The 25957-nt window shown below is 61.0% G+C and carries 18 protein-coding genes; 7 read left to right on the top strand and 11 right to left on the bottom strand.

Annotation, left to right across the window (positions count from 1 at the left end; all coding sequences use genetic code 11):
* From leuC to H3H51_RS19015, 4 genes are all read right to left on the bottom strand, one after another.
* Complete coding sequence (gene leuC / locus H3H51_RS19030) at positions 1-1425, bottom strand: 3-isopropylmalate dehydratase large subunit (protein ID WP_183090654.1); 1425 nt, start codon at positions 1423-1425, stop codon at positions 1-3.
* A 2-nt stretch (positions 1426-1427) separates the two neighbouring features.
* Entirely contained in the window at positions 1428-2450 is a 1023-nt protein-coding gene (locus H3H51_RS19025) for a phosphoglycerate dehydrogenase (protein ID WP_183090653.1), read from the bottom strand.
* A 167-nt stretch (positions 2451-2617) separates the two neighbouring features.
* Entirely contained in the window at positions 2618-3901 is a 1284-nt protein-coding gene (locus H3H51_RS19020; protein ID WP_183090652.1) for a CitMHS family transporter, read from the bottom strand.
* Between the two features lie 134 nt (positions 3902-4035).
* Complete coding sequence (locus tag H3H51_RS19015) at positions 4036-4770, bottom strand: MipA/OmpV family protein (protein ID WP_183090651.1); 735 nt, start codon at positions 4768-4770, stop codon at positions 4036-4038.
* Between the two features lie 181 nt (positions 4771-4951).
* On the opposite strand from H3H51_RS19015, the gene H3H51_RS19010 reads away from it, so the two are divergent.
* The 7 genes from H3H51_RS19010 (at position 4952) to H3H51_RS18980 (ending at position 14405) form a co-directional block, all read left to right on the top strand.
* Positions 4952-6154: a citrate synthase gene (locus H3H51_RS19010; RefSeq protein ID WP_183090650.1), complete on the top strand. Its 1203-nt coding sequence runs from the start codon at positions 4952-4954 to the stop codon at positions 6152-6154.
* 283 nt (positions 6155-6437) lie between these two features.
* Positions 6438-8216: a DUF1302 domain-containing protein gene (locus H3H51_RS19005; RefSeq protein WP_407926521.1), complete on the top strand. Its 1779-nt coding sequence runs from the start codon at positions 6438-6440 to the stop codon at positions 8214-8216.
* A 10-nt stretch (positions 8217-8226) separates the two neighbouring features.
* Positions 8227-9585, top strand: a complete 1359-nt coding sequence (locus H3H51_RS19000) for a DUF1329 domain-containing protein (RefSeq protein WP_183090649.1) — start codon at positions 8227-8229, stop codon at positions 9583-9585.
* Between the two features lie 211 nt (positions 9586-9796).
* Entirely contained in the window at positions 9797-11182 is a 1386-nt protein-coding gene (locus H3H51_RS18995; RefSeq protein ID WP_183090648.1) for an acyclic terpene utilization AtuA family protein, read from the top strand.
* Positions 11182-11490: a DUF4387 domain-containing protein gene (locus tag H3H51_RS18990; protein ID WP_183090647.1), complete on the top strand. Its 309-nt coding sequence runs from the start codon at positions 11182-11184 to the stop codon at positions 11488-11490. Before H3H51_RS18995 ends, H3H51_RS18990 begins: the two co-directional genes overlap by 1 nt.
* 877 nt (positions 11491-12367) lie before the next feature.
* A complete protein-coding gene (locus H3H51_RS18985) occupies positions 12368-13303 on the top strand; it encodes a lipase family alpha/beta hydrolase (protein ID WP_183090646.1) in 936 nt (311 codons plus the stop codon).
* 64 nt (positions 13304-13367) lie between these two features.
* Entirely contained in the window at positions 13368-14405 is a 1038-nt protein-coding gene (locus tag H3H51_RS18980) for a lipase secretion chaperone (RefSeq protein WP_183090645.1), read from the top strand.
* 268 nt (positions 14406-14673) lie between these two features.
* Here H3H51_RS18980 and H3H51_RS18975 read toward each other — a convergent pair whose 3' ends face one another.
* The 7 genes from H3H51_RS18975 to H3H51_RS18945 all read right to left on the bottom strand — a co-directional run bounded on the left by H3H51_RS18975 (position 14674) and on the right by H3H51_RS18945 (position 25807).
* The gene (locus H3H51_RS18975) at positions 14674-15807 is read right to left on the bottom strand and encodes an acyl-CoA dehydrogenase family protein (protein ID WP_183090644.1); all 1134 of its coding nucleotides are present in this window, start codon (positions 15805-15807) and stop codon (positions 14674-14676) included.
* 10 nt (positions 15808-15817) lie between these two features.
* Positions 15818-17011: an acyl-CoA dehydrogenase family protein gene (locus H3H51_RS18970; protein WP_183090643.1), complete on the bottom strand. Its 1194-nt coding sequence runs from the start codon at positions 17009-17011 to the stop codon at positions 15818-15820.
* Positions 17012-17110: 99 nt separating this feature from the next.
* The gene (locus H3H51_RS18965; RefSeq protein ID WP_183090642.1) at positions 17111-18196 is read right to left on the bottom strand and encodes a Zn-dependent alcohol dehydrogenase; all 1086 of its coding nucleotides are present in this window, start codon (positions 18194-18196) and stop codon (positions 17111-17113) included.
* Positions 18197-18253: 57 nt separating this feature from the next.
* Entirely contained in the window at positions 18254-19594 is a 1341-nt protein-coding gene (locus H3H51_RS18960; protein WP_183090641.1) for a coniferyl aldehyde dehydrogenase, read from the bottom strand.
* Between the two features lie 164 nt (positions 19595-19758).
* The gene (locus H3H51_RS18955; protein ID WP_183090640.1) at positions 19759-22212 is read right to left on the bottom strand and encodes a LuxR C-terminal-related transcriptional regulator; all 2454 of its coding nucleotides are present in this window, start codon (positions 22210-22212) and stop codon (positions 19759-19761) included.
* Positions 22213-22511: 299 nt separating this feature from the next.
* Positions 22512-23879: a DUF1329 domain-containing protein gene (locus H3H51_RS18950; protein WP_183090639.1), complete on the bottom strand. Its 1368-nt coding sequence runs from the start codon at positions 23877-23879 to the stop codon at positions 22512-22514.
* Positions 23880-23905: 26 nt separating this feature from the next.
* Positions 23906-25807, bottom strand: coding sequence for a DUF1302 domain-containing protein (locus tag H3H51_RS18945; protein ID WP_183090638.1), 1902 nt, complete (start codon positions 25805-25807; stop codon positions 23906-23908).
* Between the last annotated feature and the right edge of the window lie 150 nt (positions 25808-25957).

Below are 25957 nucleotides of genomic sequence, written 5' to 3'. Positions count from 1 at the left end.
TCAGCTCTCCAGAGACAGGCTGCGGACATCGATCAGATGCCCAGCGACAGCCGCGGCGGCGACCATGGCCGGGCTCATCAGATGAGTCCGTGCGCCCGCGCCCTGACGGCCCTCGAAGTTGCGGTTGGTGCTGGAGGCGCAGCGGTCGCCCGGCGCCAGCACGTCGTCGTTCATCGCCAGGCACATCGAGCATCCGGACTGCCGCCACTCGAAGCCGGCATCGCGGAATACCTGTGCCAGGCCTTCGGCTTCGGCCTGGTCGCGCACCTGCGTGGAACCAGGCACGATCATCGCCCGCACATGCGCGGCAACCGTGCGCCCACGCACCACCCGCGCCGCGTCGCGCAGGTCCTCGATCCGAGCATTGGTGCAGGAACCGATGAAGGCGTGGCTGATGCGAATCTGCTCCAGCCGCTCGCCGGCCTCCAGGCCCATGTAGCGCAGGGCGCGCTGCAGATCCTGACGGCGAATAAGGTCCGGCTCCTGCAGCGGGTCAGGCACCCGTTCGCCGATGGCGGCGGCCTGGTCGGGGCTGGTACCCCAGGTCACCATCGGCTGCAGCTCAGCGGCGTCCAACTCCACGTAGACGTCGTACTGCGCGCCCAGGTCGCTGTACAGCTCGCGCCAACACGCTACGGCCTGTTCCCAGAGCGCCGCCTGTGGCACCCGCGGTTTGTCTTTCAGATAGGCGAATACCTTGTCGTCTGGCGCCATGAAGGCACCGCGGGCACCGGCCTCGACCGCCATGTTGCAGATGGTCATGCGCGCCTCGACGCTCAGCGCGGCGATGGTCGGCCCGCAGAACTCGATGGCGAAGCCAGTGGCACCCGAGGCGCCGATGCGTTGGATCAGCGCCATGATGATGTCCTTGGAGGTCACCCCGTGGCCCAGTTCGCCCTGCACGGTCACACGCATACTGCGCAGCTTCTTGTACACCAGGGTCTGGGTGGCCAGTAGGTGCTCGATCTCGGAGGTACCGATGCCGAAACCAAAGGCACCCAACGCGCCGTAGGTGGTGGTGTGGCTGTCGCCGGCGGCCACCACCATGCCGGGCAGGATGAACCCCTGCTCGGGCGCCACCACGTGTTCGATACCCTGGCGCTTATCCAGCACGTCGAACAACTCCAGGCCGAAGTCACGGCAGTTCTGTTCGAAGTAGGAGACCTGCCGCGCGCCGCCGGCGTCCGGCATCGCAGCGATGCGCTCCGGTGCGGTGGGGTTGACGTGGTCGACCACGCACAGCGTGGCGGACGGCCGCCAGACCGTGCGACCGGCCTCGCGCAGACCACTGAAGGCCTGTGGACTGGTGTACTCGTTGGCCACCTGGCGGTCGATGTACAGCAGCACATGACCGTGGTCGTCGAGGGCGCAGACGGTATGCGAGTCGATGTGCTTCTCGTAGAGGGTCCTCGGGCGCGCCTGCATGGTCACTGCCCTCCCGCGCCGTGGCCACGCCCATCGGCGATGACACAGGACGCCGGCGGCGTGGCGCCATCGAGTACCGCCACCGCGCACTGGGCAGCGATCAGGTTGGTGCGCTGCAGCCCTTCGTGGGTTGAAGCGCCGCTGTGCGGGGTCGCTACCACATTCGGCAGGGCCAGCAGCGCCTCGGTGGTGGCGCGGTAGGTCGGATCGGTTTCGCTAAGAAAGACATCCAGGCCAGCACCGGCGATGGTTTCATCCAGAAGCGCCTCCAGCAGAGCGCGGTCGTCGACCAGGCCACCACGGGCGGTATTGATCAGAACGGCCGTGGACTTCATTCGGCTAAGGGCAAGCGCGTCGATGAGAAAGCGCGTGCCGTCCTGCAGCGGTGCATGCAGTGTTACGTAATCGCTCTCGACCAGTAGGGTGGTGAGATCGACGTAGGTCACGCCCGCCTCTCGCCCGTAGTTCCAGTCCGGATGCGGCGAGTACGCCAGCACGCGGGCATCGAAGCCAGCAAGGCGCTTGGCAACACCACGACCAATGCGCCCCAGGCCGATGATTCCGACGGTCTTGCCATACAGATCGCTGCCCAGGGCGATGGCCCAGTCACCGCTGACCATGCGCGCCTTCGAGTCACCCAGGCGCCGGCCCAAGGCCAGCATCATGGCCAGGGCATGGTCGGCAACGCTGGCGTCGTTACCGCCGACAGCAATGGTCGCCACCTTGCCGCTGGAGCGCACCGCGTCCACATCCACGCGTTCGTACCCCACGCCGCGCCGGGCAATAACCTGCAAGCGCGGTAGCTGTGCCAGCAGCTCGGCGGTAATCCAGGCGTGGCCGACGATCCAGGCATCAACATCAACCAGCAGGGCCAGCAACTGTTCCTGGCTCAGATCGCCGTCACCCTGCCCTTCGGCCAGCTCGGCGATGTGCACCTCACAACCCTGGCTACGCAGGTAGGCCAGGCTTTCGGGATCGAAGAAGCGCTGGGTGACCAGCACCTTGCGCGCGGTTTGTTCGGGCATGTTCATTGCCTCAGTGCGTGACATAAGCCGCCTCGGGAGCAGCACTCAACCAGCCAGCCGCGCACCGTCAGGGCAGCACGCCCGGTACGCGGTGACGTTTCTTGCGGCAAGCCGCCGCCAACTCCCCAACCGTGGCGGATGAGGAATGACGTGACGAAGGGGTACAGCTAGATGATCGCGCCGGTGACCAGCGCCGACAGAATCAGCACCGCCGAACAGCCCAATGCCCAGACCAGGCCATAGCGCTGCAACTCGCCCATATCGCGTTTGAGCAGCCCAGCCAGCAGGTAGGGCGCGGCAATCAACGGGCTGAGGGCGTGCACCGGCTGCCCCAGCACCGAGGCGCGGGCGATGAACAACGGGTCCACACCGTACTGCGCGGCAGCGCCGTTGAGGATGGGCAGGATGCCGTAGAAGAAGGCGTCGTTGGACATGAAGAAGGTGAAAGGAATCGCTGCCAGCGACGTGATCACACTCATGTACGGCCCCGAGCTTTCCGGCACCATATCGAGGAAGGCTTTGGACATGGCATCGACCATGCCCGAGCCGGTGAGAATGCCGGTGAAGGCACCCGCGGCGAAGATCAGCGCTACCACGTTGAGCACGTTTTCCGAATGTGCGGCGATGCGTTCCTTCTGCTCGGCCAGGCGCGGGTAATTGATAACCAGCGCCAGGGCCAGGGCGATCATCATCAGCACCGGCAGCGGCCCGAGGCCCAGCCCCATGCTCACCACTAGCCCCAGGGTCAGCGCCAGGTTGACCCAGAACAGGCGCGGACGATGGCTGTCCTTTATCTTGCGTTCCAGCTCGGGAGCCGCTGCGTCAAGCTGGCCAGGCACCCAGCCAAGACGCCGACGCTCGCGCGTGCCCAGCCACCAGGCGGCGCTGAAGGCGTAGACCAGGCCAATCAGCATGGCCGGGATCAGGCCGACAAATACGTCCATGGCATCCACATGCAGCGCACTGGCGGCGCGTGCCGTCGGCCCGCCCCAGGGCACGATGTTGATCACCGTGTTGGTCAGTAGCAGCATCACCGCCAGAATCAGCGGGTTCATGCCCAGACGCAGGTACACCGGCAGGAAAGCGGTAACCACCACCAGCACGGTGGTCGCACCGTCGCCATCCAGGGAGATGACGGTCGACAACGCGGCAGTACCGAGGGTGATGCGCAACGGGTCGTTACCAACCCAGCGGATGATTCGCTGAACCGCCGGCTCGAACAGCCCGGCGTCGAACATCACTGCGAAATACAGCAGGGCGAACATCAGCATCATCGCGGTCGGCGTCACCTTGAGGACGCCATCCAGCACCATATCGCCCATCTGCGTGCCAAGGCCCAGCGCCAGCGCGAACGCCACCGGAACCAGGATCAAGGCGACGATTGCCGATAACCGCCGCGTCATGATCAGCAGCATGAAAGCCGAGACCATCGCAAAACCAACCCAAGCCATTCTCTTATCCTTGTTATCAAAAGCATTCAGGTAAGGAGACGCGCATCAGACGCAGGCAGCGCCATAGGTGCACGATGGGCGAAAACTACACATTGATAAATTAACCGTAAATCTGTATTTTTTTTGTACACCATTTAATCAAACAGCCAAGACAACCCCACCCTCACCCCGAGCTGGCCAGAGTCCCCTTCCAGCAGCGGGCTGTCACTGAGGCGATCGGGCAGCATCTGGTAGCTCGCCTCGCCACTCAACAACCAGCGCTCGCCAAGCGGTTGCGACAGGCTCAGGCCCAGGCTCGGCACCACCGCACTGCCGGGACGATAGCGCGCCACGCCGCGTGACTCTTCGTCGCTCAGGGTGCCGTAGTAGTAATCGGCAAGCCCACCCGATAGGTAGTTCAGCGCAACCGACGGCGTCACTGTCGCACCCGCTAGCACCACGGGGTAGCCATATTCCAGGCTAAGTTCGTAGCCATCACTGGCGCCGCTGACATCACCCTTGGCAGTGGCTTGCAGCTCGCCGAGCGTGCCTTTCCAGGTGGCGTGCAGGCCCAAGTCGACACCATCGTCGCGGTCGTCGAGCAGGTCGCGATCGATACCGTTTTCAGCAAGTTCCTGCCGCCCGAAGTCGTCGGCATCGATACCATCGAAGCGCCCGGCGACGATCACGTCCACACCAAAGCCATCGCCCTGGTACAGCTGCGCCCCCGCCCGCAAACCGCGCACGAACAGGCGTTCCCCCTCGTAGTTGAGCAGCGGCAGCAGCGACAGTGAGCTGTCTGCCCCGGCATAAGGGCTCTGCGCAACCGAGACACCCAAGCCGACAGACTTCAAGCCGGCTTCATCCGCCTGTGCGACCAAGGGCAACATCAAAACCCCGGGAATAACGGACAACGCGAGACATACCGATTTCATCAGGACAACCTTTTCCGAGTGCTAATTACCAGTCGAAAGCGCCGACATAGAGGCCTCCAACCAACCATTTACAGAAATGTAAACAGTCGACTAAGATCGGTAAATCTGTACTTATTTTGTCCACATAAGGCCACCCATGACCCAACCAGACGAGCTCTACCTCTCCGCCGAAGAGGCCGCCGCCCTGCTCGGCGTCAACCTGCCAACGCTGTACGCCTACGTCGGCCGCAAGAACATCCGCTCGCTCAAGGTCGAGGGTTCGCGCAAACGCCGCTACTGGGCGGCAGATATCCAGCGCTTGGTCAAAGGGCCGAAGAGTGGTGATGCCAGCAGCAAGCGCAATGTGGACTCCCACAGTTCGCTAACCCTGCTCACCGAAGACGGCCTCTACTACCGCGGCCGCGATATCAACGAGCTGGTGGAAACGGCCACGGTGGAGGAAGTCGCTGAAATGTTCTGGCAGGTGCCAGGGGCCTTCGGCACCTCGCTGCCGCACATGCCGGCCGGCGTCGACCAATTGCTCGAGCTGTACGCCAACACCACGGTGATCGAGAAGGCCATCGCCCTGTTCCCCCTGGTGGAACGGGTCAACCCCAAGGCCTTCGACCTGTCGCCGGAAGGCTATGCGCGTACCGGCGCCGACGTGGTGCGCTGGTTCGCCGCGCTGGTGGTTGGCGTGAAAGTGCCGGACACCCGCCCGCTGCATGAATTCATTGCCTCATCCTGCGGTGTCGACCAGCGCTTTGCCGACCTGATCCGGCGCATGCTGATTCTGTGCATCGACCATGAACTGGACCATTCCACCTACAGCGTGCGCGCCGCCGCGAACACCGGCGTAACCCCCTACTACGCCGCCATCACCGGCCTGGCCACAGCACGCGGACGCCGCGTCGCCTATGGCCGTAACGAGGCGGTCAGCCACCTGCTGGACGACATCTGCAATGCCAAGGATCCGGCCGAGCCGATCCTCCAGTACTACAGCCAGGGCGGCGACATCCCCGGCTTCTGCGCCAATGCGCACACTGCTCACCACGTACACAGCGTTGCCGACCCACGCGCCATCAGCCTGAAGAAGACCCTCGACGCGATGTTCGCCGAAGACCCGGAATACCTCAGCCTGCTCAAGGCCATGAAGGTGGCCGAGGAACTGGTACAGCGCCCGGCCGAGTTCATCCTGTTGGTCAGCTTCGTCGGCCGCAAACTCAACCTCGGTGGCCAGGAACTGGCGCTCGCCGCCGTCGCCCGCCTGATCGGCTGGTTCGCCCACGCCAGCGAACAGTACAACCAGCAGCCGCTGGTTCGTCATCGCGCCCGCTACACCGGCGCCCTGCCCGGCTAATCCCGCCTCCTCCCGCGCCGGTAAGTTCAGCTGAACCGCCGGCGCCGCCCCGTCCTATCCCCCAAGCAACGCCTACCACCAGCTACCTGGAGGCAGGCGTCGCCATGCATGCACAAAATTCGTACAGATTTACATCTTATTTTCGTACGTATAGCGTCTATTGGAGATCAAGTCATACATGTAGATTATTTCTGTACACATATGACGATCTTCAAGCCTAAGGATGTCTCGGAACACGGCCCGCCGCATTCCGCATCGAAAACAAAAACAAAGGTGACAAGACGTGAAAGCAACCATCAAGCGACCCGGCTTGCCTGGCGCAGCCTTTCTTGCCGTGGCAACGGCGGGTTACATGACCGGCGCCCAGGCGGTCAACTTCAACATCGGTGAAGTGGAAGGACAGCTCGACTCTGCCCTGTCCGTCGGCGCGAGCTGGGCGGTGCGTGCCCCGGATCCTGACTTCATTGCCCAGGGCAACGGCGGCCAGGGTGACTCGCGCACCTCCGACGACGCCCGCCTGAACTTCAAGAAGGGCGAAACCTTCTCGAAAATCTTCAAAGGCATCCACGACCTCGAACTGAAGTACCGCGACTCCGGCGTGTTCCTGCGCGGAAAGTACTGGTACGACTTCGAGTTGAAGGACGAGAGTCGCCTGCTCTACGACATTCGCGACGACAACCGCAAACGCGGCGCACAGTCGTCCGGCGTTGAACTGCTCGATGCCTTTGTCTACCACAACTACGAGCTCGCCCAGCAGCCCGGCTCGGTGCGCGTTGGTAAACAGGTGGTCAGCTGGGGCGGCAGTACCTTCATCAGCGGTGGCATCAACAGCATCAACCCGCTGGATGCCAACGCCCTGCGTCGCCCAGGCTCGGAGCTGAAGGAAGGCCTGCTGCCGGTCAACATGATCTACCTGCAGCAGACGCTGACCGAAGACGTCAGCATGGAAACCTTCTACCAACTGGAATGGGACCAGACTGTCGCCGACAACTGCGGCACCTTCTTCGCCAGCTCGGACATCGCCGCCGATGGTTGTGACGACCGTTATGTCGTGCGGGGAGCGGACATCGAGCCAGGACAGTCCGACAACAGCGGCCTAAACGGCAACACCATCTACATGCCCCGCGGCGGTGACCGCGATGCCCGGGACAGCGGCCAGTTCGGCCTCGCGCTGCGCTGGTTCGTGCCCGAACTGAACGACACCGAGCTCAGCGCCTACTACCTGAACTACCACAGCCGCACGCCGGTGGGCAGCTCGGTCATCAGCAGCGCAGCCAACCCTTTCGCGACCCCGGGCTTCGGTGCCGCCAATGCCCAGTACTTCCTCGAGTACCCGGAGGACATCCGCCTCTACGGCCTCAGCTTCAACACCACCCTGGGCACTGCCTCGGTGGAGGGCGAACTGAGTTATCGGCCGAACATGCCCCTGGCATTCGATGACCTGACCTACGCAACCTTGCGCCTCGACCCGATTGTGCCGAGCGTGATCCCGAACTCAAAAACGCCGGGCGATGTGATTCACGGCTATACGCGCGTGCCAATTACTCAAGGGCAGATGAGTGTGGTCCAGACCGTCGACCAGGTACTGGGGGCGAGTCGATTGAGCCTGATTGGCGAAGTTGCCTTCAATCATCTCAATAGCATCAACGAGGGCGACTACGGCGAGTACCGCTTCGGCCGCGCAAGCCACTTCGGGCCGGGCGAATACTACGGCGATGACGGCTCTGACCTGTGCCGGGCACTGCTGAGTGGACGACCGGAGTACTGCAACAACGACGGCTTCTTCACCCGCAACTCCTGGGGTTATCGCCTGCGCGCCGGCCTGACCTACAACGGCGTGATCGGTGGCCTCGATCTCAGCCCCAACCTGGCCTGGTCGCATGACGTGGATGGTTACGGCCCCAACTTCAACGAAGGCGGCAAAGCCATCAGCGTGGGCCTCAGCGCCAAGTACCTCTCCAACTACGAAGCCAGCATCAGTTACACGGACTACTTCGGTGGCGATTACACCACCAACGGTGACCGCGACTTTCTTAGCGCCAGCTTTGGCGTGACGTTCTGAGGACGTTCCAATGACAAAACAATATCTATCGCGCTGCGCGCTCTCACTGTGCCTGCCCCTACTGATCAACCCCGTATTCGCCGCAGTCGATGCCGCGCAGGCTGACAAGCTGGGCACCGTCCTGACACCGGTCGGCGCCGAGCGCGCCGGCAATGCCGCCGGTACCATTCCCGAATGGACCGGCGGCCTGGCCAAGAACGCCGGCACCAGCACCGATGGCTTCAGGACGGATCCTTTTGCCAGCGAAACACCTCTGTTCACCATCACCGCGCAGAACCTCGACCAGTATCGGGCGCAGTTAAGCCCTGGCCAGCAAGCCATGTTTGCCCGCTACCCGACCACCTACAAACTGCCGGTGTACCCCAGCCACCGCAGTGTGACTTGGCCGCAGAAGGTCTACACGACAATCCGCAAGAACGCTGTCGCAGTCACCGCCGTGGAAGGCGGCAATGGCCTGGAGAACTACACCAGCCCGCTGGCGTTCCCCATTCCGCAGAATGGCCTTGAGGTGCTTTGGAACCACATCACCCGCTACAAGGGCGGCAGTTTCACCCGAGAAACCACGGCCTTCATGACAACGCCCACGGGCAACTACTCATGGAAGACCGAGCGTGATCGCCTGGCCTACAGCGAGGAGCTGCTGGACTACGACCCGAGCAAGTCATCGAACATCCTCTACTACTTCACCTCCGAGAACATCGCACCCGCACGTGATGTCGGCGGCGTGCTGCTGGTCCACGAGACACTCAACCAGGTGAAAGAACCGCGCATGGCCTGGCAGTACAACTCCGGCCAGCGTCGGGTGCGGCGTGCGCCGCAGGTTGCCTATGACAGCCCCGGCCCGGGCAACCTGCGCACCACCGACCAGACCGACATGTTCAACGGCTCGCCGGATCGCTACGACTGGAAGCTGGTGGGCAAGCGCGAGATGTACGTGCCCTACAACAGCTTCCGCCTGGCCGACCCGAGCAATAGCTACGACGAGCTGATTACCCCCGGTCACATCAACCAGGACAAGACGCGATACGAGCTACACCGGGTCTGGGAAATCATCGGCACGCTCAAGGAAGGCCAGCGCCACGTCTACTCCAAGCGCCACCTGTTCATCGACGAAGACAGCTGGACCATCGTCGAGGGCGACCACTACGACAACCGCGGCAACCTGTGGCGTGTTGCGGAGAACCACATCCTGCCGCTGTACGACGTGCAGACGCAGATCTCCGCCGGTGAGCTGACCTACGACCTGATCTCCGGGCGCTATCTGAGCAACTACATGTTCAACAAGGTGAAGGACTCCTACCAGTTCGGCCTCAAGGCCAAAACGTCGGACTTCACCCCGGCCGCCCTGCGCTCAATGGGTATCCGCTGAACATGCCCCGCTCGCTCCTCGCCAGCTCCTCGTCTCTAGCACCCCAATCATCGACGCAACGCTAGAGGCTTTTGCCGCCCTCTCGGGCGGCTTTTTTACCGGAGTACCAGCTACCGAGAAGAGTCACAGCAACCCACGCACTCACGGAAAACGACAAGACCAACAACGCGCAATTGAACGTCATCAACGCGCAGAGGCTTAGGAAGACACGATGGATAACCCAGTCAAGATTCTGATCCCGTGCGGATCGATAGGCACCGGCATACGCGAAGAAGAAATCCGCCTCGGCATCTCGCTCGGCGCACAGGCGATTGCCAGCGACGCCGGCTCGACCGACAGCGGCGCCGCCTACATGATCCAGGGCGTCGGCAAGTACCCACGCGCCACCATCAAACAAGAGCTGGCAATCCTCATGAAGGCACAGGCCGAGGCGAAGATCCCGCTGATCATCGGCTCCTGCGGCCAGTCGGGCAGCGATGCCGGGCTGAACTGGATGCGCGACATCGCCCTGGAGATCGCCCAAGAGAACGGCCTGACGCCGAAGATCGCTGTGCTCTACTGCGAACAGGACAAGGCCACGCTGAAAGCCAAGCACGCCGCCGGCAAAATCAAGGAGCTGCCACCGCTCGGCCCGATCAGCGACGAGCTGATCGACTCCTGCGAGCACATCGTCGCGTCCATGGGCGTGGAACCCTACATCGCGGCCCTGCGCGAGGGCGCCGATATCGTGCTCGGCGGGCGCACCACCGACACCGCGGTGATCGCCTCCTACGCCCTGCTCAAGGGCGCACCTGCCGGCCCGGCCTGGCATGCGGCGAAGATCGCCGAGTGCGGCGCGCAGTGCACTGTCGACCCCACCAACGGCAACGGCATCTTGATCAGCATCGACGACGATGGCTTCGAGGTCGAACCGCTGCAGCCGAACAACAGCTGCGCGCCGGAAACCGTGTGCGCGCACATGCTCTACGAGAACTCCAACCCATTCCTGCTCACCGAGCCAGGCGGCGTACTCGACGTCACCGACGCCAAGTATGTGCAGAAGGACGAACGCGTGGTGCGCGTCACCGGCTCGCGCTGGATCGAGAAGCCCTACACCATGAAGCTCGAAGGTGCGGCTGCCGGTCGTTACCAGACGCTGATGCTGATCGGCATCGAGGACCCGGAAATCCTCGGCCGCATCGACGAGTTCCACGACCGCATGCATGCAGCACTCACCGGCCGCGTGCACTCGGTCATCGGTGCCGAAGCCGGGGACTTTCACATTTCCCTGCGCGTCTATGGCTGGAACGCTGTGTCCGGGATGCAACGCCCGGCGGGCACACCTGCCCCACTGGAGGTCGGCATCCTGTTCGTCGCCACCGCGGCCACCCAGGCCCTGGCCACACGCATCGCCAAGACCTGCAACCCGTGGTTCTTCCACTGGCCACTGGAGCGTAATCGCGAGCTGCCAAGCCACGGTTTTCCCTTCTCGCCCGCCGAACTGGAACGCGGCGCCGTGTACGAATTCAAGCTCAACCACGTCGTGGAAACCGACGACGGCTTCGAGCTGGTACGCAGCCAGTGGATCGACCTTTCCAACCAAGCGGAGACCGTTTAATGGCCACTCTCAAAGACGTAAGCCGTCACGTACGCTCGAAGAACGCCGGCCCCTTCTGGGTCACCGTGGACATCTTCTTCGACAGCAAGGAGAGCTTCACCCGGTACGCCAAGACCGAAAAGCTGGCGCCCAGCGTGTTCGCCCAGCTCTACAGCGCCGACCCGGCACACGTGCATCACTACCTGGTACCCGACCTGAACATCCTGAAGATCTCCTACCCGCGCACCTGGCCGCAGGGTGGCGAGCTGGAGCGGGACATGCATGCCGGTAACCAGTGCAAGCGCCTGCTCAACCTCGAGCTCGACTGAGAACGCCAGGAGAGTCGCTATAGGCGGGAAGCGTGGGGAAGTTTGTACTCCCGCACGCTTACCACCACCTATCAGCAACTCAACCGAACAACCTCCGACCGCTCTCGCTCATCCACTTCGGAGCAGTGGTGACTGGTCATCGCAAGAAGGTGCCGCTTCCGGTACTGGACTCAACGGCGATAGGCTGGGGCGGCGATGACTTCCCATAAAACCTTTGCCCCGAAACGGAAAAACTCGATCACTAAGAGCTTCCCAGTCCCATTCTGAATAGGTGATTCTTTCTTAGAGACTATCAAGCAACTAAGGCGGTCAGCTGAATAACAGCGAATCAATCCGCTTTTGGCCGACGCCAGCCTGATGCTACTGACGACTTCCGGCCTGATGCAGACATTCGGCGACTGACAACAGAACTAGGCCGAAGAGCTATCCCGGAAGCACCTACCCCACCAAGCAAAGCGGTAACACTCACTGGCTCAAGCAGCTAGAAACAGTCGACCCAGAAGCTAAATACCACGGCATCCTCACCTGTTTGAGTTAGCCCACCCATACCCCAATAGCAAAAAAATCCTGATTTCAGCGCGCACCACAACTATTTTCGGCAAAAAAACCTCCACCTGTTAGTCATTTGTGCTGCGATAAAGCGGAAACATGGGTTCTTTTTCCGCAGCCGACGCTTCCTCGTGTAACAAGCCGCCGCTCCCTCGCCAACCAACCCAACATGCCCTGCAAGCCGCAGAAGTACGGCGCAGAGCGCTCTGTCGCGAAGATCGTGTGGTGGCATGGTTCCTGCTCCCCTCCTCTTCACTCACCCATGGAGGGGTGAAATGGACCAGCAAGGCCTTGCCAATCGCCCGCAATCCAACCCGAAGAGCACACCATGAATAAAAACAATACTCTCCTCGCCGTTTGCTTCGGCACTAGCATGGCGTTGTCAGCGCAAGTCCAGGCTGGCCTGTTCGACTCCACATACACCAAAACCAAATACCCGATCGTACTCGGCCACGGCTGGATGGGTTTCGACCGCATCTTGGGCGTTGGCTATTGGTATGGCGTTCCGGCAGCCCTACAAAGCGACGGTGCAACCGTATACCTGAGCGAGGTCAGCGCTCAGAACGGTAATGAAATCCGCGGCGAGCAACTGTTGGCCCAGGTACAGCAAATCGTTGCAATCAGTGGCAAGGCCAAGGTCAATCTGATCGGTCACAGCCAAGGGGCGCCCACTGCGCGCTACGTAGCAGCTGTACGACCAGATCTAGTGGCCTCGGTTTCCACTGTAGGTGGCGCCAACAAGGGCTCCGAAGCCTCCGCAGTGCTCAGCGACCTTTCGGAAGGCGCCGCGCCGCTGCGCAACTCCCTGCTCAATGCGCTCGGTACCTTAATCGACTTCTTCGCGAGCCCAGGCAGCTCCAGCCCGCAAGATGCCGCCTTGGCTGGAGCCGACATTACCCCCGCCAACATGGCTGTGTTCAATGGCAAGTATCCACAGGGCGTTCCAACTAGCGCCTGCGGTGAAGGGGCTTATGCGGTGAATGGTGTGCGCTACTACTCGTGGAGCGGCACCAGCCCTCTGACCAACGCCTTGGATATTGGCGACCCGGTTCTAGCGCTCGCTGCCTTAACCTTCAACGGCGCCCCCAGCGACGGTGCAATCGGCAAATGCTCCTCGCACCTGGGCCAAGTGATCCGCGACGACTACCGCATGAACCATCTGGATGAAATCAACCACAACTTCGGCCTGGTCAGCCTGTTCGAAACCAACCCGCTCACTGTTTATCGACAACATGCCAATCGCCTGAAAAACGCCGGGCTGTAGCACGTCGTGCCGGGGTTCCTTTCGGAACCCCATCGATTGTCCATAAGCAGGATGAGGATTTACTTTGAAAAAACTGCTGCTATTGCTCCCGATTGCCATCGGCGCTGGTGTCACGTTGGCGCTGTATTGGCAAACAGCTCCCTCTATACCCACACCATCTTCGGCCTCCAGACCAGCTGCCAAAACAGCAGAGAACGAGAAAAAGTCGGCTACCACGAACGACGACCAGTCTCCGGTTTCCAGCTTGCCGACAAGTGTTACGCCGCTGCCAGCATCCTTCCGCGGCACGGAGATTGATGGACGTCTGATGGTCGACGAGTCGGGTAACCTGGTCATCAGCCGTGAGATCCGCAACCTCTTCGATTACTTCCTCAGCGCCATTGGTGAAGAACCCTTTCAGCTCAGTATCAAGCGCCTCCATGACTACATCACCGCCCAGCTCGAAGAGCCTGCAGAAAGCCAGGCCCAGACGCTGCTGCAGCAATATCTTAGCTACAAACGCGAGCTGATCATGCTCGAGCGGGATATGCCGAAACTGGGCAGCTTGGAGGCAGTCCGACAACGCGAAGCTGCGGTAACAGCGTTGCGTGAAAGCATCTTCAGCCCTGACGCGCATCAGGCTTTTTTCGCCCAGGAGGAGTCCTACAACCAGTTCAACCTGCAACGCCTAGTCATCAGTCAGGACGCCAGTTTGGATGCAGCAGGCAAAGGTGCCGCCATTGACCGCCTGCGTGCCAGCATGCCTGAGGAGCTTCAGGCCAGCGTAATGCCTTCCTTGCAGGAGGAATTAAACGCGCAGACCGCCCAACTCCAGGCCCAGGGGGCAACTTCCGAGCAGATCCGCGCCATGCGTCAGCAACTGGTTGGAGCGGAAGCAACCATGCGCCTGGAAACGCTAGATCAGGAACGTGTTGCCTGGCAGCAACGCGTGTCGGCCTACAGTGCTGAAAAAGTCAGAATCGAGGCACAAGAAGGTTTGAGCGATAGTGACAAGCACGCCGCTATCGAGCACCTAGCCGCCGAGCAATTTGACGCGCACGAACGTTTGCGCCTGAACGCGGCGGAGCAACTGCTCAAGGCACAACAGAAAGACAAAACCTGACTCCCGCCCCCCATAGCACTTCATACCACGCGCAAAGTGCTATGGGGCTGCGTACGCGTGAGTGATAGGGCTGGCGCTAAAGACGCCAAGTGCCGCAACCAAGAACAAGAGCCGCACAAGCCACACATCTACCCACCAACAAACTCGGTAGGAAACCGGCTGCTAGTGCGCGAAGCCCTAGCCACTCGTCTCATGCGGCAGGTCGGATGCTAATCATAAAAAAACCGGGCCATCCGGGCCCGGTAAAAAGTGAAGCGAGTGTCGATCCTCAAGCCACCTGTAGCAGCTCGCTATAGATGCGCAGGTGATAGTCGTCATCACCGAACTGACGGGCGACCATCAGCAAGTGCTTGGCATGGTGGGAGAGCACGTATTCCCAGGTCAGGCCGATGCCGCCATGCAGCTGAATGCCCTGGTCGGCGATGAAGCGCGCGGCACGACTAACGACGTACTTGGCCGCCGCCAGGGTGCGGCTGCGTTCGGCGCTGTCCGGCTCGTCAGCCACGCAGGCAGCTAACATGGCCATCGAGGTGGCCTGATCCAACTCAATGCGCATGTCGACCATGCGGTGCTGCAGGGCCTGGAACTTGCCGATCACCTGACCGAACTGCTGACGTGTCTTCAGGTAGTCGAGGGTCAGTTGGCAGGCTGCTTCCATGCTGCCAATCGCCTCGGCGCACTGCGCTGCGATCGCCCGGCCCTGCTGGTAACGCAATGCAGCCAACGCCTGACCCGGCTCGCCGAGCAGGGTGCCGCGGACGTTCTCGAGGTACAGCTCGCAAGCCTTGCGACCGTCCACTGTCGGCAGCACTCGACGCGTCACTCCGGCGCTGGCTGGATCGACCAGAAACAGGCTAACGCCCGCCTCATCGCGTGACTCCCCGCCGGTACGTGCCGAAACCAGTAGCAGGTCCGCACTGTGCCCGGCCATCACCACGGCCTTGTGTCCGCTCAACCACCAGCCACCGTCTACCACCACGGCGCGGGTCTGCACGTCGTGTAGCTGGTAGTGGCTCTGCGGCTCATCCAGGGCCACCGCCAGCTGTAGCTGGGCGCTGGCCACTTGCGGCAACAACTCACTCTTCTGCGCGTCACTACCAAGCTGATCGAGCAGCCCACCGGCAAAGATCACCGAGTACAGGTAAGGCTCCAGGCATAGGCCGCGGCCCAGCTCGGTGGCAATCAGCAGAGTGTCTACGCCACTGCCGCCGAAGCCACCGAACGCTTCGGCAAACGGAACTGAGGTCAACCCCAGCTCGCCGAGTTGTGCCCAGAACTCGCGGCTAAAGCCCGGATCACCCTTGAGGAATGCCTCGCGCTGCTCGAAGCCATAGGCATCACGCACCAGGCGCGCCGCGGTGTCCTGCAGCATCTGCTGCTCTTCTGTCAGTTTGAAGTCCATGGTCCGCCCCTTACAGCTCGAGAATCATCTTGGCGATGATGTTCTTCTGGATTTCGTTGGCGCCGCCGTAGATCGATGCCTTGCGCATATCCAAGTACTGATAGCTGGCGGCGCTGCTGTACTCGCTGTGCAGCAAATCGGCATGGCCATAGCCCAGTTCTTCATCGAGGAACGGCAAGGCGTATGCCCCCACAGCCTTGCTGATCAGGTAGGTAATCTGCTGGCGCAGCTCGGTGCCCTTGATCTTCAGGATCGAGCTCTCGGCACCGGGTACACCGCCATCGCGGGTCGCAGCCAGGGTGCGTAGGTTGCTCATCTCGGCCGCCATCAACTGCATTTCCACATCAGCGATCTGCGCGCGGAAGAGCGGGTCGTCGAGCAGAGGCTGACCGTTGCGCAGTTCGCTACTGGCGACCCGCTTCAGCTTGGTGAGCAACGCCTTGGTCTGGCCAATACCGGCGATGCTGGTCCGTTCGTGGGTGAGCAGGTACTTGGCGCAGGTCCAGCCTTTATTCTCCTCACCGACCAGGTTTTCCACCGGCACGCGCACATTGTCGAAGAACACTTCGTTGACTTCGTGCTCACCGTCCAGAGTGATAATCGGTCGCACGGTGATGCCAGGGGTCTTCATGTCGATCAACAGGAAGCTGATACCACGCTGCTGCTGCGCCTCGGGATCGGTACGCACCAGGCAGAACATCCAGTCGGCGTAATGCGCGTAGGTGGTCCAGGTCTTCTGGCCGTTGACCACGAAATGCTCGCCATCGCGCACCGCGCGGGTTTTCAGGCTGGCCAGGTCGGAACCAGCGCCCGGCTCGGAATAGCCCTGACACCACCAGTCCTCACTGCTGCGGATGCGCGGCAGGAAGCGAGCCTGCTGCTCGGGGGTGCCGAACTTGATGATCACCGGGGCGACCATCTTCACGCCGAAGGCCACCACGCGGGGCGCGCCGGCAGCGAAACATTCTTCCTCGAAGATGTGCTTCTGCACTGCCGTCCAGTCCGGGCCGCCATGCTCAGCCGGCCAACTCGGTGCCAGCCAGCCGCGCTCATTGAGAATACGCATCCAGGCGACCTGGTGCTCCTTGCTCAGGCGCTTGCCTTGCAGGATACGAGTTGAAATTTCGACCGGCAGCTGGCTGCGCAGGAAGGTGCGCACGTCCTCGCGGAACGCGCACTCCTCGGGAGTGAACTGGATGTCCATCGGATGAAGCCTCGATCTAGGGTCGGCGACGGTGCCGGCCGCGTTGAGCGGATGCATGCGGAACCGCCGCGCAGCTACGAGCGCGGCGGCAATGGCGCCTCACTGGTCGAAGATGATGACCGAGCGTGCCAGCTCGCCACGACGCAGTTCGTCGAAGGCTTCATTGATCTGCTCCAGCTTGATGCGCTGGGATATCATCTCGTCGAGCTTGAGACGCCCCTGCATATAGAAATCGACCAGACGCGGCATATCGACCGGGAAGCGGTTGGAGCCCATCAGCGAACCCTGGATGCGGCGCTCATGCAGCAGCTGGAACGGATCGACTTCGATCTTCAGCCCCGGCTTGAGCATACCGATCACGGTCGCGGTACCACCGCGCGCCAGCATGGCGAAGGACTGCTCAGCGGTTTGCTTGAGGCCGATGCATTCGAAGGAATGATCCACACCTCCACGGGTCAGTTCCAGCACTTGCTTGACTGCGTCGCCATCCTTGCCATTGACCACATCGGTAGCGCCGAACTGCTTGGCCAACTCCAGCTTGGAGTCGAGCATGTCGATCGCGATGATCCGCCCTGCCCCGGCCAGCGCCGCACCATTGATCGCCGCCAGGCCGATACCGCCACAGCCGAGCACAGCCACGGTCTCACCCGGCCGTACCTTAGCGGTGTTGAATACCGCACCAGTACCGGTGGTCACCGCGCAACCCAGCAACGCGGCACGGTCCAACGGCATGTCACGACGGATCGAGACACAGGCGTTCTCATGCACCAGCATCTGCTCGGCGAAACCCGACAGATTGACGAACTGCGGCATCGGCTTCTGCACATAGGTCAGACGAGACTCCTCGTCCTTGCCACGCTTGGTTTCCGGCGACACGCACAACGACAGATGACCAGTGACGCAATGTGCGCAGTGACCGCAGAACACGGTCAGGCAGGTCACCACGTGATCGCCCGGTTTCACCGAACGCACCTCCGAGCCAACCTGCTCGACGATACCGGCCGCCTCATGGCCGAGCACCATGGGCCCCGGATAAGGGAAGGCGCCATCGACGACATGCAGGTCGGAATGGCAGACACCGACCGCCAGGGTACGAATCAGAACTTCACGCGGGCCCGGTTTGCTGATACCGATCTCTTCGATACGTAGCGGTGCGCCAACTTGATGGAATACGGCAGCTTTCATGGTGTACCTCTGAACAGGGGGCAGAATGACTCGGCCTGGACCAAGCCAGCAGATCGCTTAGTTGCCGGCGCGGAATACCGCTCGGGCATGACTGAAAGTGCGGAAGCCGTCGATACCGTGATAGGCACCCATGCCGCTAGCACCGACACCGCCGAATGGCAGACTCTCGACGCCGGCGTGGCTCATCACGCCGTTGAGGGTTACCCCGCCGGAACTGGTGCGTCTTAGCACCAGAGCCTCTTCCGCAGCATCTTTGCCGAAGTAGTAGAGGCCGAGCGGGTGTGGGCGCGCGTTGATAAATGCCAGCACCTCGGTGATATCCCGGTACGGCTTGAGCGGCAGTAACGGGCCAAAGATTTCGTCCTGCATCACCTGCAACTGGGACCCCGGATTGCGCAGCAAGGTCGGCACGATCTTGTTGTGGGCCTGGCTAAGGTCTTCGCCAGCCGGGTTCAGCTCGATCAGCTCGACACCTGCCTCACGCGCCTCAGTCAGGTAACCCTGTAGGCGCTGGTAATGACGAGCATTGATCACCGAGGTGTAGTCAGGGTTGTCCTTGAGGGTTGGGAACATCTTCGCCACTACCGCCTTGGCAATGGCGATGAACGCCTCCATCGACTCTTCGGGGACGAATACGTAGTCCGGTGCGACGCACAACTGGCCGGCGTTAAGCATCTTGCCGACGACGATCTTGCTCGCCGCGGCCTGGAAATCGGCCGAACGGGAAATGATCACCGGAGACTTACCGCCCAACTCGAGGGTCACCGGTACCAGATTCTCGGCGGCCGCACGCAGCACATGCTTGCCAATGCTGGTCGCACCGGTGAACAGCAGGTGATCGAAAGGCAGACTGCAGAACGCCTGGCCTACTTCAGCCCCGCCGGTAATCACCGCGACTTCCTCTTCGGCGTACACAGAGCTGATCAGCCGTGCAATCAATGCAGAGGTCTGTGGGTTGAATTCCGAGGGTTTGATCATCACCCGGTTGCCGGCGGCCAGGGCACCCGCCAGACCATTGAAAACCATGTTTCCCGGCACGTTCCAAGCCGTAACGATACCCACCACGCCAAGCGGCTGGTACTGCACCCAAGCTTCACCCTGCTCGACATGACGAGCCTCAGGCTGCATCCACTCAACCAGCTTGGCTTTGGTCTGCTTGAGCGTTGCCAACGGCGACAGCACTTCACTGCCACGCGAAAACATCGGACTGCGATGGCCAAAATCGGCAGACAGGGCATCGATGATGTCTTGCTCATGCTCGACCAGCAGGCCGATGGCACGGTCGAGCAGTTCGCAGCGCTGTTCAGCGGTATAGGGCTCGCTGGCCTGGAAGGCAGCGCGCTGCTTCTCCAGAGTTGCCCGAATGTCCGTGGCAGCCGGACGCTCAATAACAGTCATCACACCATCTCCTCTTATTTTTGTGCCGAGTCGTCAGGCGAACAACCTCGGTTGCTCGCTGATGGGCTTGATCTAATGCTCGAACAGACTCCGGTGACTGCGCGCCACCCACATCAGGTGGGTAATCGAAAAATCCTCCTCGGTTGCAAATCAACTGCAATGGTTCAGATCAGAACCCCCATCGCCTTGGCCGAATTGATGGCCTGGGTACGCCGGCAAGCCCCAAGCTTGACGTTGATGTTCTTGGCATGGGTTTTCACCGTATTCACTGAAATGAACAGGCTGCTGCTCACTTCGCGAATGGACATGCCCTGGGCCAGTAGCTTTAGCACGGCAATCTCGCGCGGTGTCAGCCCGCCCTGGACGGAGGGCCCGTCTGGCACAAGTACACTGCCCGCCGCCACGTCCGCAGCGGCGGCCTTACCGTCAATACGAGCCATGACCTGGCGTACCTCGCCCGCTAATGCGACGAAGCCCAGTAGTTCGCATTGCTCAAGAAGCCGCCAGAGCCGCTGGACGGCGAGTTCGATATCGCCGGTGTGATACTCCGCCTGCGCCAGCAAAAGCTGGTTGCACTGGGCCAGGGACGGCACCTGCAGCGGCGACAGGCAGGGCCGCACACCCTGTAAACGCTCCTCCAGCGTGCGGGCGATTGGTAGCACCTGTACCCAGCAATGCTGAAACGCCAGCACCCGCATGTGCTGTAACGCGATGGCGCTGGCGTAGCACGCCTCGTCGATGTTGCCGCAGTGCATGCGCCGCTCTCCCTCATGCATCCGCAGCCGAGCCAGCTCGAACTGGCCTTTCCGGGCGGCGACCTCGGCCAGCATCAGGTAACCATGCAAAATGAATGGTGCAGAACAATCCCGGACCTGCTGCAGACCTGCCTGCAGAACCTGCTCGCCCTCATCCTGGCGACCCAGCAGAACCAGCAACTCCCCCTGCATGAACAGCAAGCGCCCCAGCAGCGGGTTGCGCTGGCTACCGGTGTTGGCGACACGCTGCAGATCCTCCTGCAACAAAGCCTCGGCCAGGCTCAAATCACCTTGCAGGATCATCAAACGGAACCGATCGGTGTTGATCAACACCTCGACATCCAGGCTACCCTGCCGCCGAGCCAGTTCGGTGGCCTCATGCAAAAGCTGCCCGGCTTCTGGCAAATCACCTGCAACCATTGCGACCCGAGCCAATGTTGAGTAACACAGCATCCGCGACAGCCAGTCCTGCGCAGCCAGTTGGTCGATCGCCTCTCGGCACTGCAGGCGCGCCGCCTCGGCGTTCCCACGATGAGCTTGCAGCCCACCGAGCAAGGCTTGCCAGTTGGCCAGCAGGCGATGGTTTTTCTGTGGTTCCGGCTGCGGTAGGAAATATGCAAATCGCTTCAGGCAGTTTTCCGCCTCATCCAGCCTGCCACTGACCAACAAGGCTCTGGCACACAGCGAGATCAGCCGCAGCGTGCTCTCCAGCAGTTGCGGCGGGAGCTGCTCCATCCAACCCAGCAACCGACTCAGATGCTGATCAGTCAGCAACCAGGAGAGCTGTAGGCGCTCCATATAGTTGGCCGCCACTTCCGCCTGGCCCGCACTGAGCGCTTGTTCAATCGCCTCATCGAGATGACCCGACGCACTCAGCACCCGGCAAGAACGTAGGCGCAGATGATTCAATGCAGCCCCGCTCAAGCCATCCTGCAGCGCTTGGGCCACTGCAGGCAGCATCCGGAACCAGAGTTTCTGCGGAGCGATGGGAAATAGAAACGCCTGGCACTGCAGCAAACGCTTGAACAAAAAGCCGCCGCCTTGCTCGTCCCAAAGCTGATCGCAGAGTTCCACAGAGACCTTCGGCAGATGCGCCACACCATGCAGAATTTCTCGCTCCTGCACGCTCAGTCGCAACAACAACTCATGCTCCAGGTACTCACGCAACAGCGGTGAATACCCCGCCTCGATCCTGCCACCCACAGCAGCAGGCGAGAGTAGCAAGCGAATACCGGCCCCCCACCCCAAGGTCTTCAGCCAGAGCTCCGCACGAGCGTCGACGTCGATATCGGGGACCAGGAGAGTTACCAGCCCCTCAAACTCCTCAAGGGAAAAGGCCAGTTCCGCTGCCCCGAGCTCCAGCAGCTCGCCTTCGAGTGCTAGTCGCGGCAAGTTCCAGTTGGGCCGCCGCCTGCAGCTCACTCGCAGCTGCAACGTGTTGGCTGGCAGGGCCAAGAGCTGCTCTATCCACGCATCCAGATCAGATGGTGTCTCATCCGGCCAGTCGTCCAGAATGATCTGGATCGTTTCAGTGCTCTTTCCAATGAATGCCAGCAACTCACAGGCAGTGCTCTGCGGAGCAAGCCCGAGCGCTGAGGCTAGAGCAGCGCTCAACTCGCCTAACGAGAATGGGCGTCCCGCCAGACTGAGCCAAACCACACGCGTAGACTCGCGCCTTTGCGACAACCAGTCACACAGCAGCGTGGATTTACCATAGCCAGCAGGAGCGCAAAGCAGAGATAGCCGTTGCTCCCCCGCCAACGCATCGATAAGGCGCTGCCGAGACAGATAGATGGCAGGCAGCACCGGAACCTGCACAGCATGAACAGGCACCCTAGAGCGATTGGAACCAAGACCCAGCATGACGGACCTCGATCGAGAGTAGTTTCGGAACAGTCGCAACAGGCCAAGCGCAAGGGCACGCAAGGTCGTCGACGCTTCATGCCGTTGTTCACGACACTTCATAGTCGACCGCAAACTCTGCAAGCGCGCCCCCCACATCAGGTGGGGATACGGCTACCAATGGGTTAGCAGATCAGGAAAGAACGCGTCCACGGGATATCCAGGATGGCGTTAGGAAGAGGCAGGAAATAGAGGAAGAAACAGACGTCGAGAGGCCATGCCTGGGACCCCAGGCATGGCCTTGCTCGTCACATCAGGGGTTAGCGGATACCGGCGTTACGCAGCGAGGCCGGTGTAAATTCAGTCATCGTGAGGTCCGCACCGTACTCGGTACCCGACTCCGACTCGTTAGCCAGGTTGCTGACCAGATAACGCCCTGCGATCAGGTCGTACAGGGCAATCGCAGCATAAGAGGCTATACCTTGCTGGTAGTCATTGAGCGCGTGGCCCTCACCGACCCGCCACAGCTGACCACGCCCATCGTAGTGGTCGACCTCGACAGCCTCCCAGGTATCCTCGTCGAAATACATGTCGCGCTTGCCGTAGATATGCCGCTCACCTGCCTTCAGGGTCGCAACGACATGCCACACGCGATGCAGCTCATAACGCGTCAGATCCTGGTTAAGGTGCCCCGGCTTGATGATGTCGTCGTATTTCAGCTTCGGCGAGTTGAGCATGTAGTTGTTATACGGAACGTACATCTCCTTCTTGCCAACCAGCTTCCAGTCATAACGATCTGGCGCGCCGTTGAACAGGTCAGCGTTATCGGCGGTTCTCAGGCCGTCGGCCGCAGTACCCGGACCGTCGTAGGCCACCTGCGGAGCACGGCGCACCCGACGCTGGCCTGAGTTGTAGACCCACGCCATGCGCGGCTCATTGACCTGATCAAGCGTCTCGTGAGCCAGCAGCACGTTTCCGGCCAGGCGCGCCGGCCCAGTCACTCGCTGCTTGTAGTAGAACAGTACGTTGGCACCGCTCTCTTTATCCCCACCACTGATGTATCGCGGGAAAGCAGCCTCCTCCTTGAACGTAACGGTGGTGTATACACCGTTAGCTTGCGGGGCTGCCTGGGCGGTTTCCCGACGGAAGTTCTGTCCCCGATAACGGGTGATATGGTTCCACACAACCTCTACACCGCTCTTCGGGATCGGGAAGGGGTAGTAGTGAGCATCGGAGAAGTTGTTCAGCCCACTGCCGTCATTGATCAGCTCAGCAGTCACCGCGGTCTTCTTCACTTCATCAGCGATCACCTGCGGAGTGGCAGCTGTGCGCTGAGTCTTGTAGACCGGGATCTTGTAGGTGCTGGGGTAGCGCTTGAGCATCGCGTACTGCCCTGGCGTGAGCTTGTCCTTGTATTGGTCGACGTTGGCTGCGGTGATGGTGAACAGCGGTTGCTCACCCTCGAAGGGGTTGCCGAGAAAGCCATTGGCAACAGGTGCCGCCCCCGGTGCCAAACCGCCGTTCCAGGCTGGAATGCTGCCATCCGCATTGCCTTCTTTCTGCCCACCCAGCGGAGTGAGGGAGCTGCCCAGCTGCGCCGCTTCCTGTTCAGTAACGGCAGCCATAACCCCGGTAGCCAGCAGAGAGAGCGCCAGGGCGCCGGTTTTCAACATAGTGATTGTCTTCATGCTTTTGTCCCTTTGTCAGCAGCGCGTCAGAAGTTCACGCCGAAGCTGAGCGCAACGAAATCGCGGTCGATGTTGGTGTTGAAGTCGCCACCGAAAAAGTCGGTGTAACTCAAGCTGGCGGTATAGGTATTCAGGAAATCAGCATCCAGACCAACACTGATCGCCTTGTTGCCTTCCTCAAAGTTAGGACCGTATCCATCTACGTCATGCGACCAGGCCATGTTGGGCGACAGGTTGATGCCGGCAATCACGTTGTTGTAGTCCAAACGGGCACGCGCTCGGTAACCCCAGGAGGAACTGGTGTAGAAACCTTTGTCGCTACACTCCTGCGCAGGGTTGCTGGCCGTTGGCAGGCCGGCATTGGTGCCGATGCAAACGCCGTTGTTCACCCCTGGAAACTCGCCAGCACCAAACGCTGGGCTACGACCAAAGCGCAGATCAGTGCCATCGGTATCACCCAAGCCATTGATGTGGTTGTAGCCAACCTCACCGACCAGAGTCAGACGGCTAGCGCCCATGACCTGATCGAAGAACTGCGTGGCAGTCATCTGAGCCTGGAACACAGGCATACGCTCGTAGCCGGAAATCTCTGACCCTGGCGCATTCACCGAATGGCCCGTCGTAAAGACCGGCGACATGCCGCCCACTACACCCGGGGCGAGCAGCCCTTGTTGGTTCAATGCCGCCAAGTTGAGGTCGGCCGTGTTGATTTGCAGCGGCATGTTCGGTCGGTAGCTGACCTCCCCGCCTAGCGAAGTGCCACCAATGTTGGTCTGGAAGCTCAGGCCGTAAAGGTGGATATCTTCGGGGTAGTCGACGAAGTAACGCGCCCCGCGAATACGCGCGAGACCGTTGACACCTGCCAGGGTCTCGTTGAGCGCTGCCGGCAGTGCCGGATTGGCGACATAAGGCGCGACAGTCGTGGCATTGAGGCTCAGGTACGGATTGCGGCTGTGGTAGCTCATCGCATAAGCGCCGAACTCCGTTTCATTCAGCTCCGGTACAAACCAGCGCAACGCCAAACCGTACTGACCACTATCACGGGCCTCGTCATCCTCCAGGCGCGGGATATAGGCGTTGTCCAGACCCGCGCGTACTTCCGCCAGGCCGGTGTTATTGGCAACTCCGGGGGCCAGATCAGGACCGGTGATCACCAAGCGGTCATCGCAGCCTGCGGGCACACCATCGTTACCGAAGAATGTGCCGCAGTTATCAAGGACGCTGTTGTCCCACTCAAGCTGGTAAAAGACCTCTGCGGTGACGTTCTCACTCAGCCCCTGGGACAGGTAGAACATATTGACCGGGATCAGGCCCTCCTTCACTTCAGCCCCAGGACGGCGCAAGGCGGCGACGTCAACCGGGTTGATGCTGTTAATCGAGTTACCGATGAACGTGCTCTCACCCCAACTGACTACCTGCTTACCCAGGCGTACGTTACCCGCCAGGTCATCGATGGTGTAGTTGTGGTAAACGAAGGCATCGAGAAACTCAGCGCCAGAAGATTGGGCGGAGCGATCACGGCCGCTGTCGTCGATGTCATAGAAAAGGCGGTTTTCATCCTTCAACTCGAAGTCATACCAGTACTTACCGCGCACGAATGCACCGCTATCGCCATAGCGCAGCTCAAGGTCATGGGTGCCCTTGAAAATCTTCGAGAAGGTCTCGCCTTTCTTGAAGTTCAAACGGTTGTCGTCAACCGTACGAGACGATGAACCGCCTCGCTTACCCATCGGGTTGAAGTTGGAAATGAAAGCCGGATCGGCCGAGCGCACAGCCCAGCTGGCCCCCACGGACAACGACGAATCGAAGTCCCCCTCGATCTCCCCGATCTTGAAGTCAATTGCGTAAGCCTGAGTACTTACACCGACGGCAACGGCTACAGCCAGCACACTTGGCTGGAGGACTCCGCGCATTGTTTTTCTTGTCATGCGGTTCTCCGATTAAGGATGAAGTGGAGGGGTCATGCTAGCCATGCGCCCCTGAACCCCTAACACCCAAATGGGTGATTTGAGGCGATATTTATTGCACTGTTTTTTAAGGCTTTTACTGGGAATTGCACGGTGGTTTTCCGCACTTCC

This window comes from Aquipseudomonas ullengensis (genome assembly GCF_014174475.1).
GTDB lineage: Bacteria > Pseudomonadota > Gammaproteobacteria > Pseudomonadales > Pseudomonadaceae > Aquipseudomonas > Aquipseudomonas ullengensis.
This window is presented reverse-complemented; position numbering and strand designations above follow the sequence as displayed.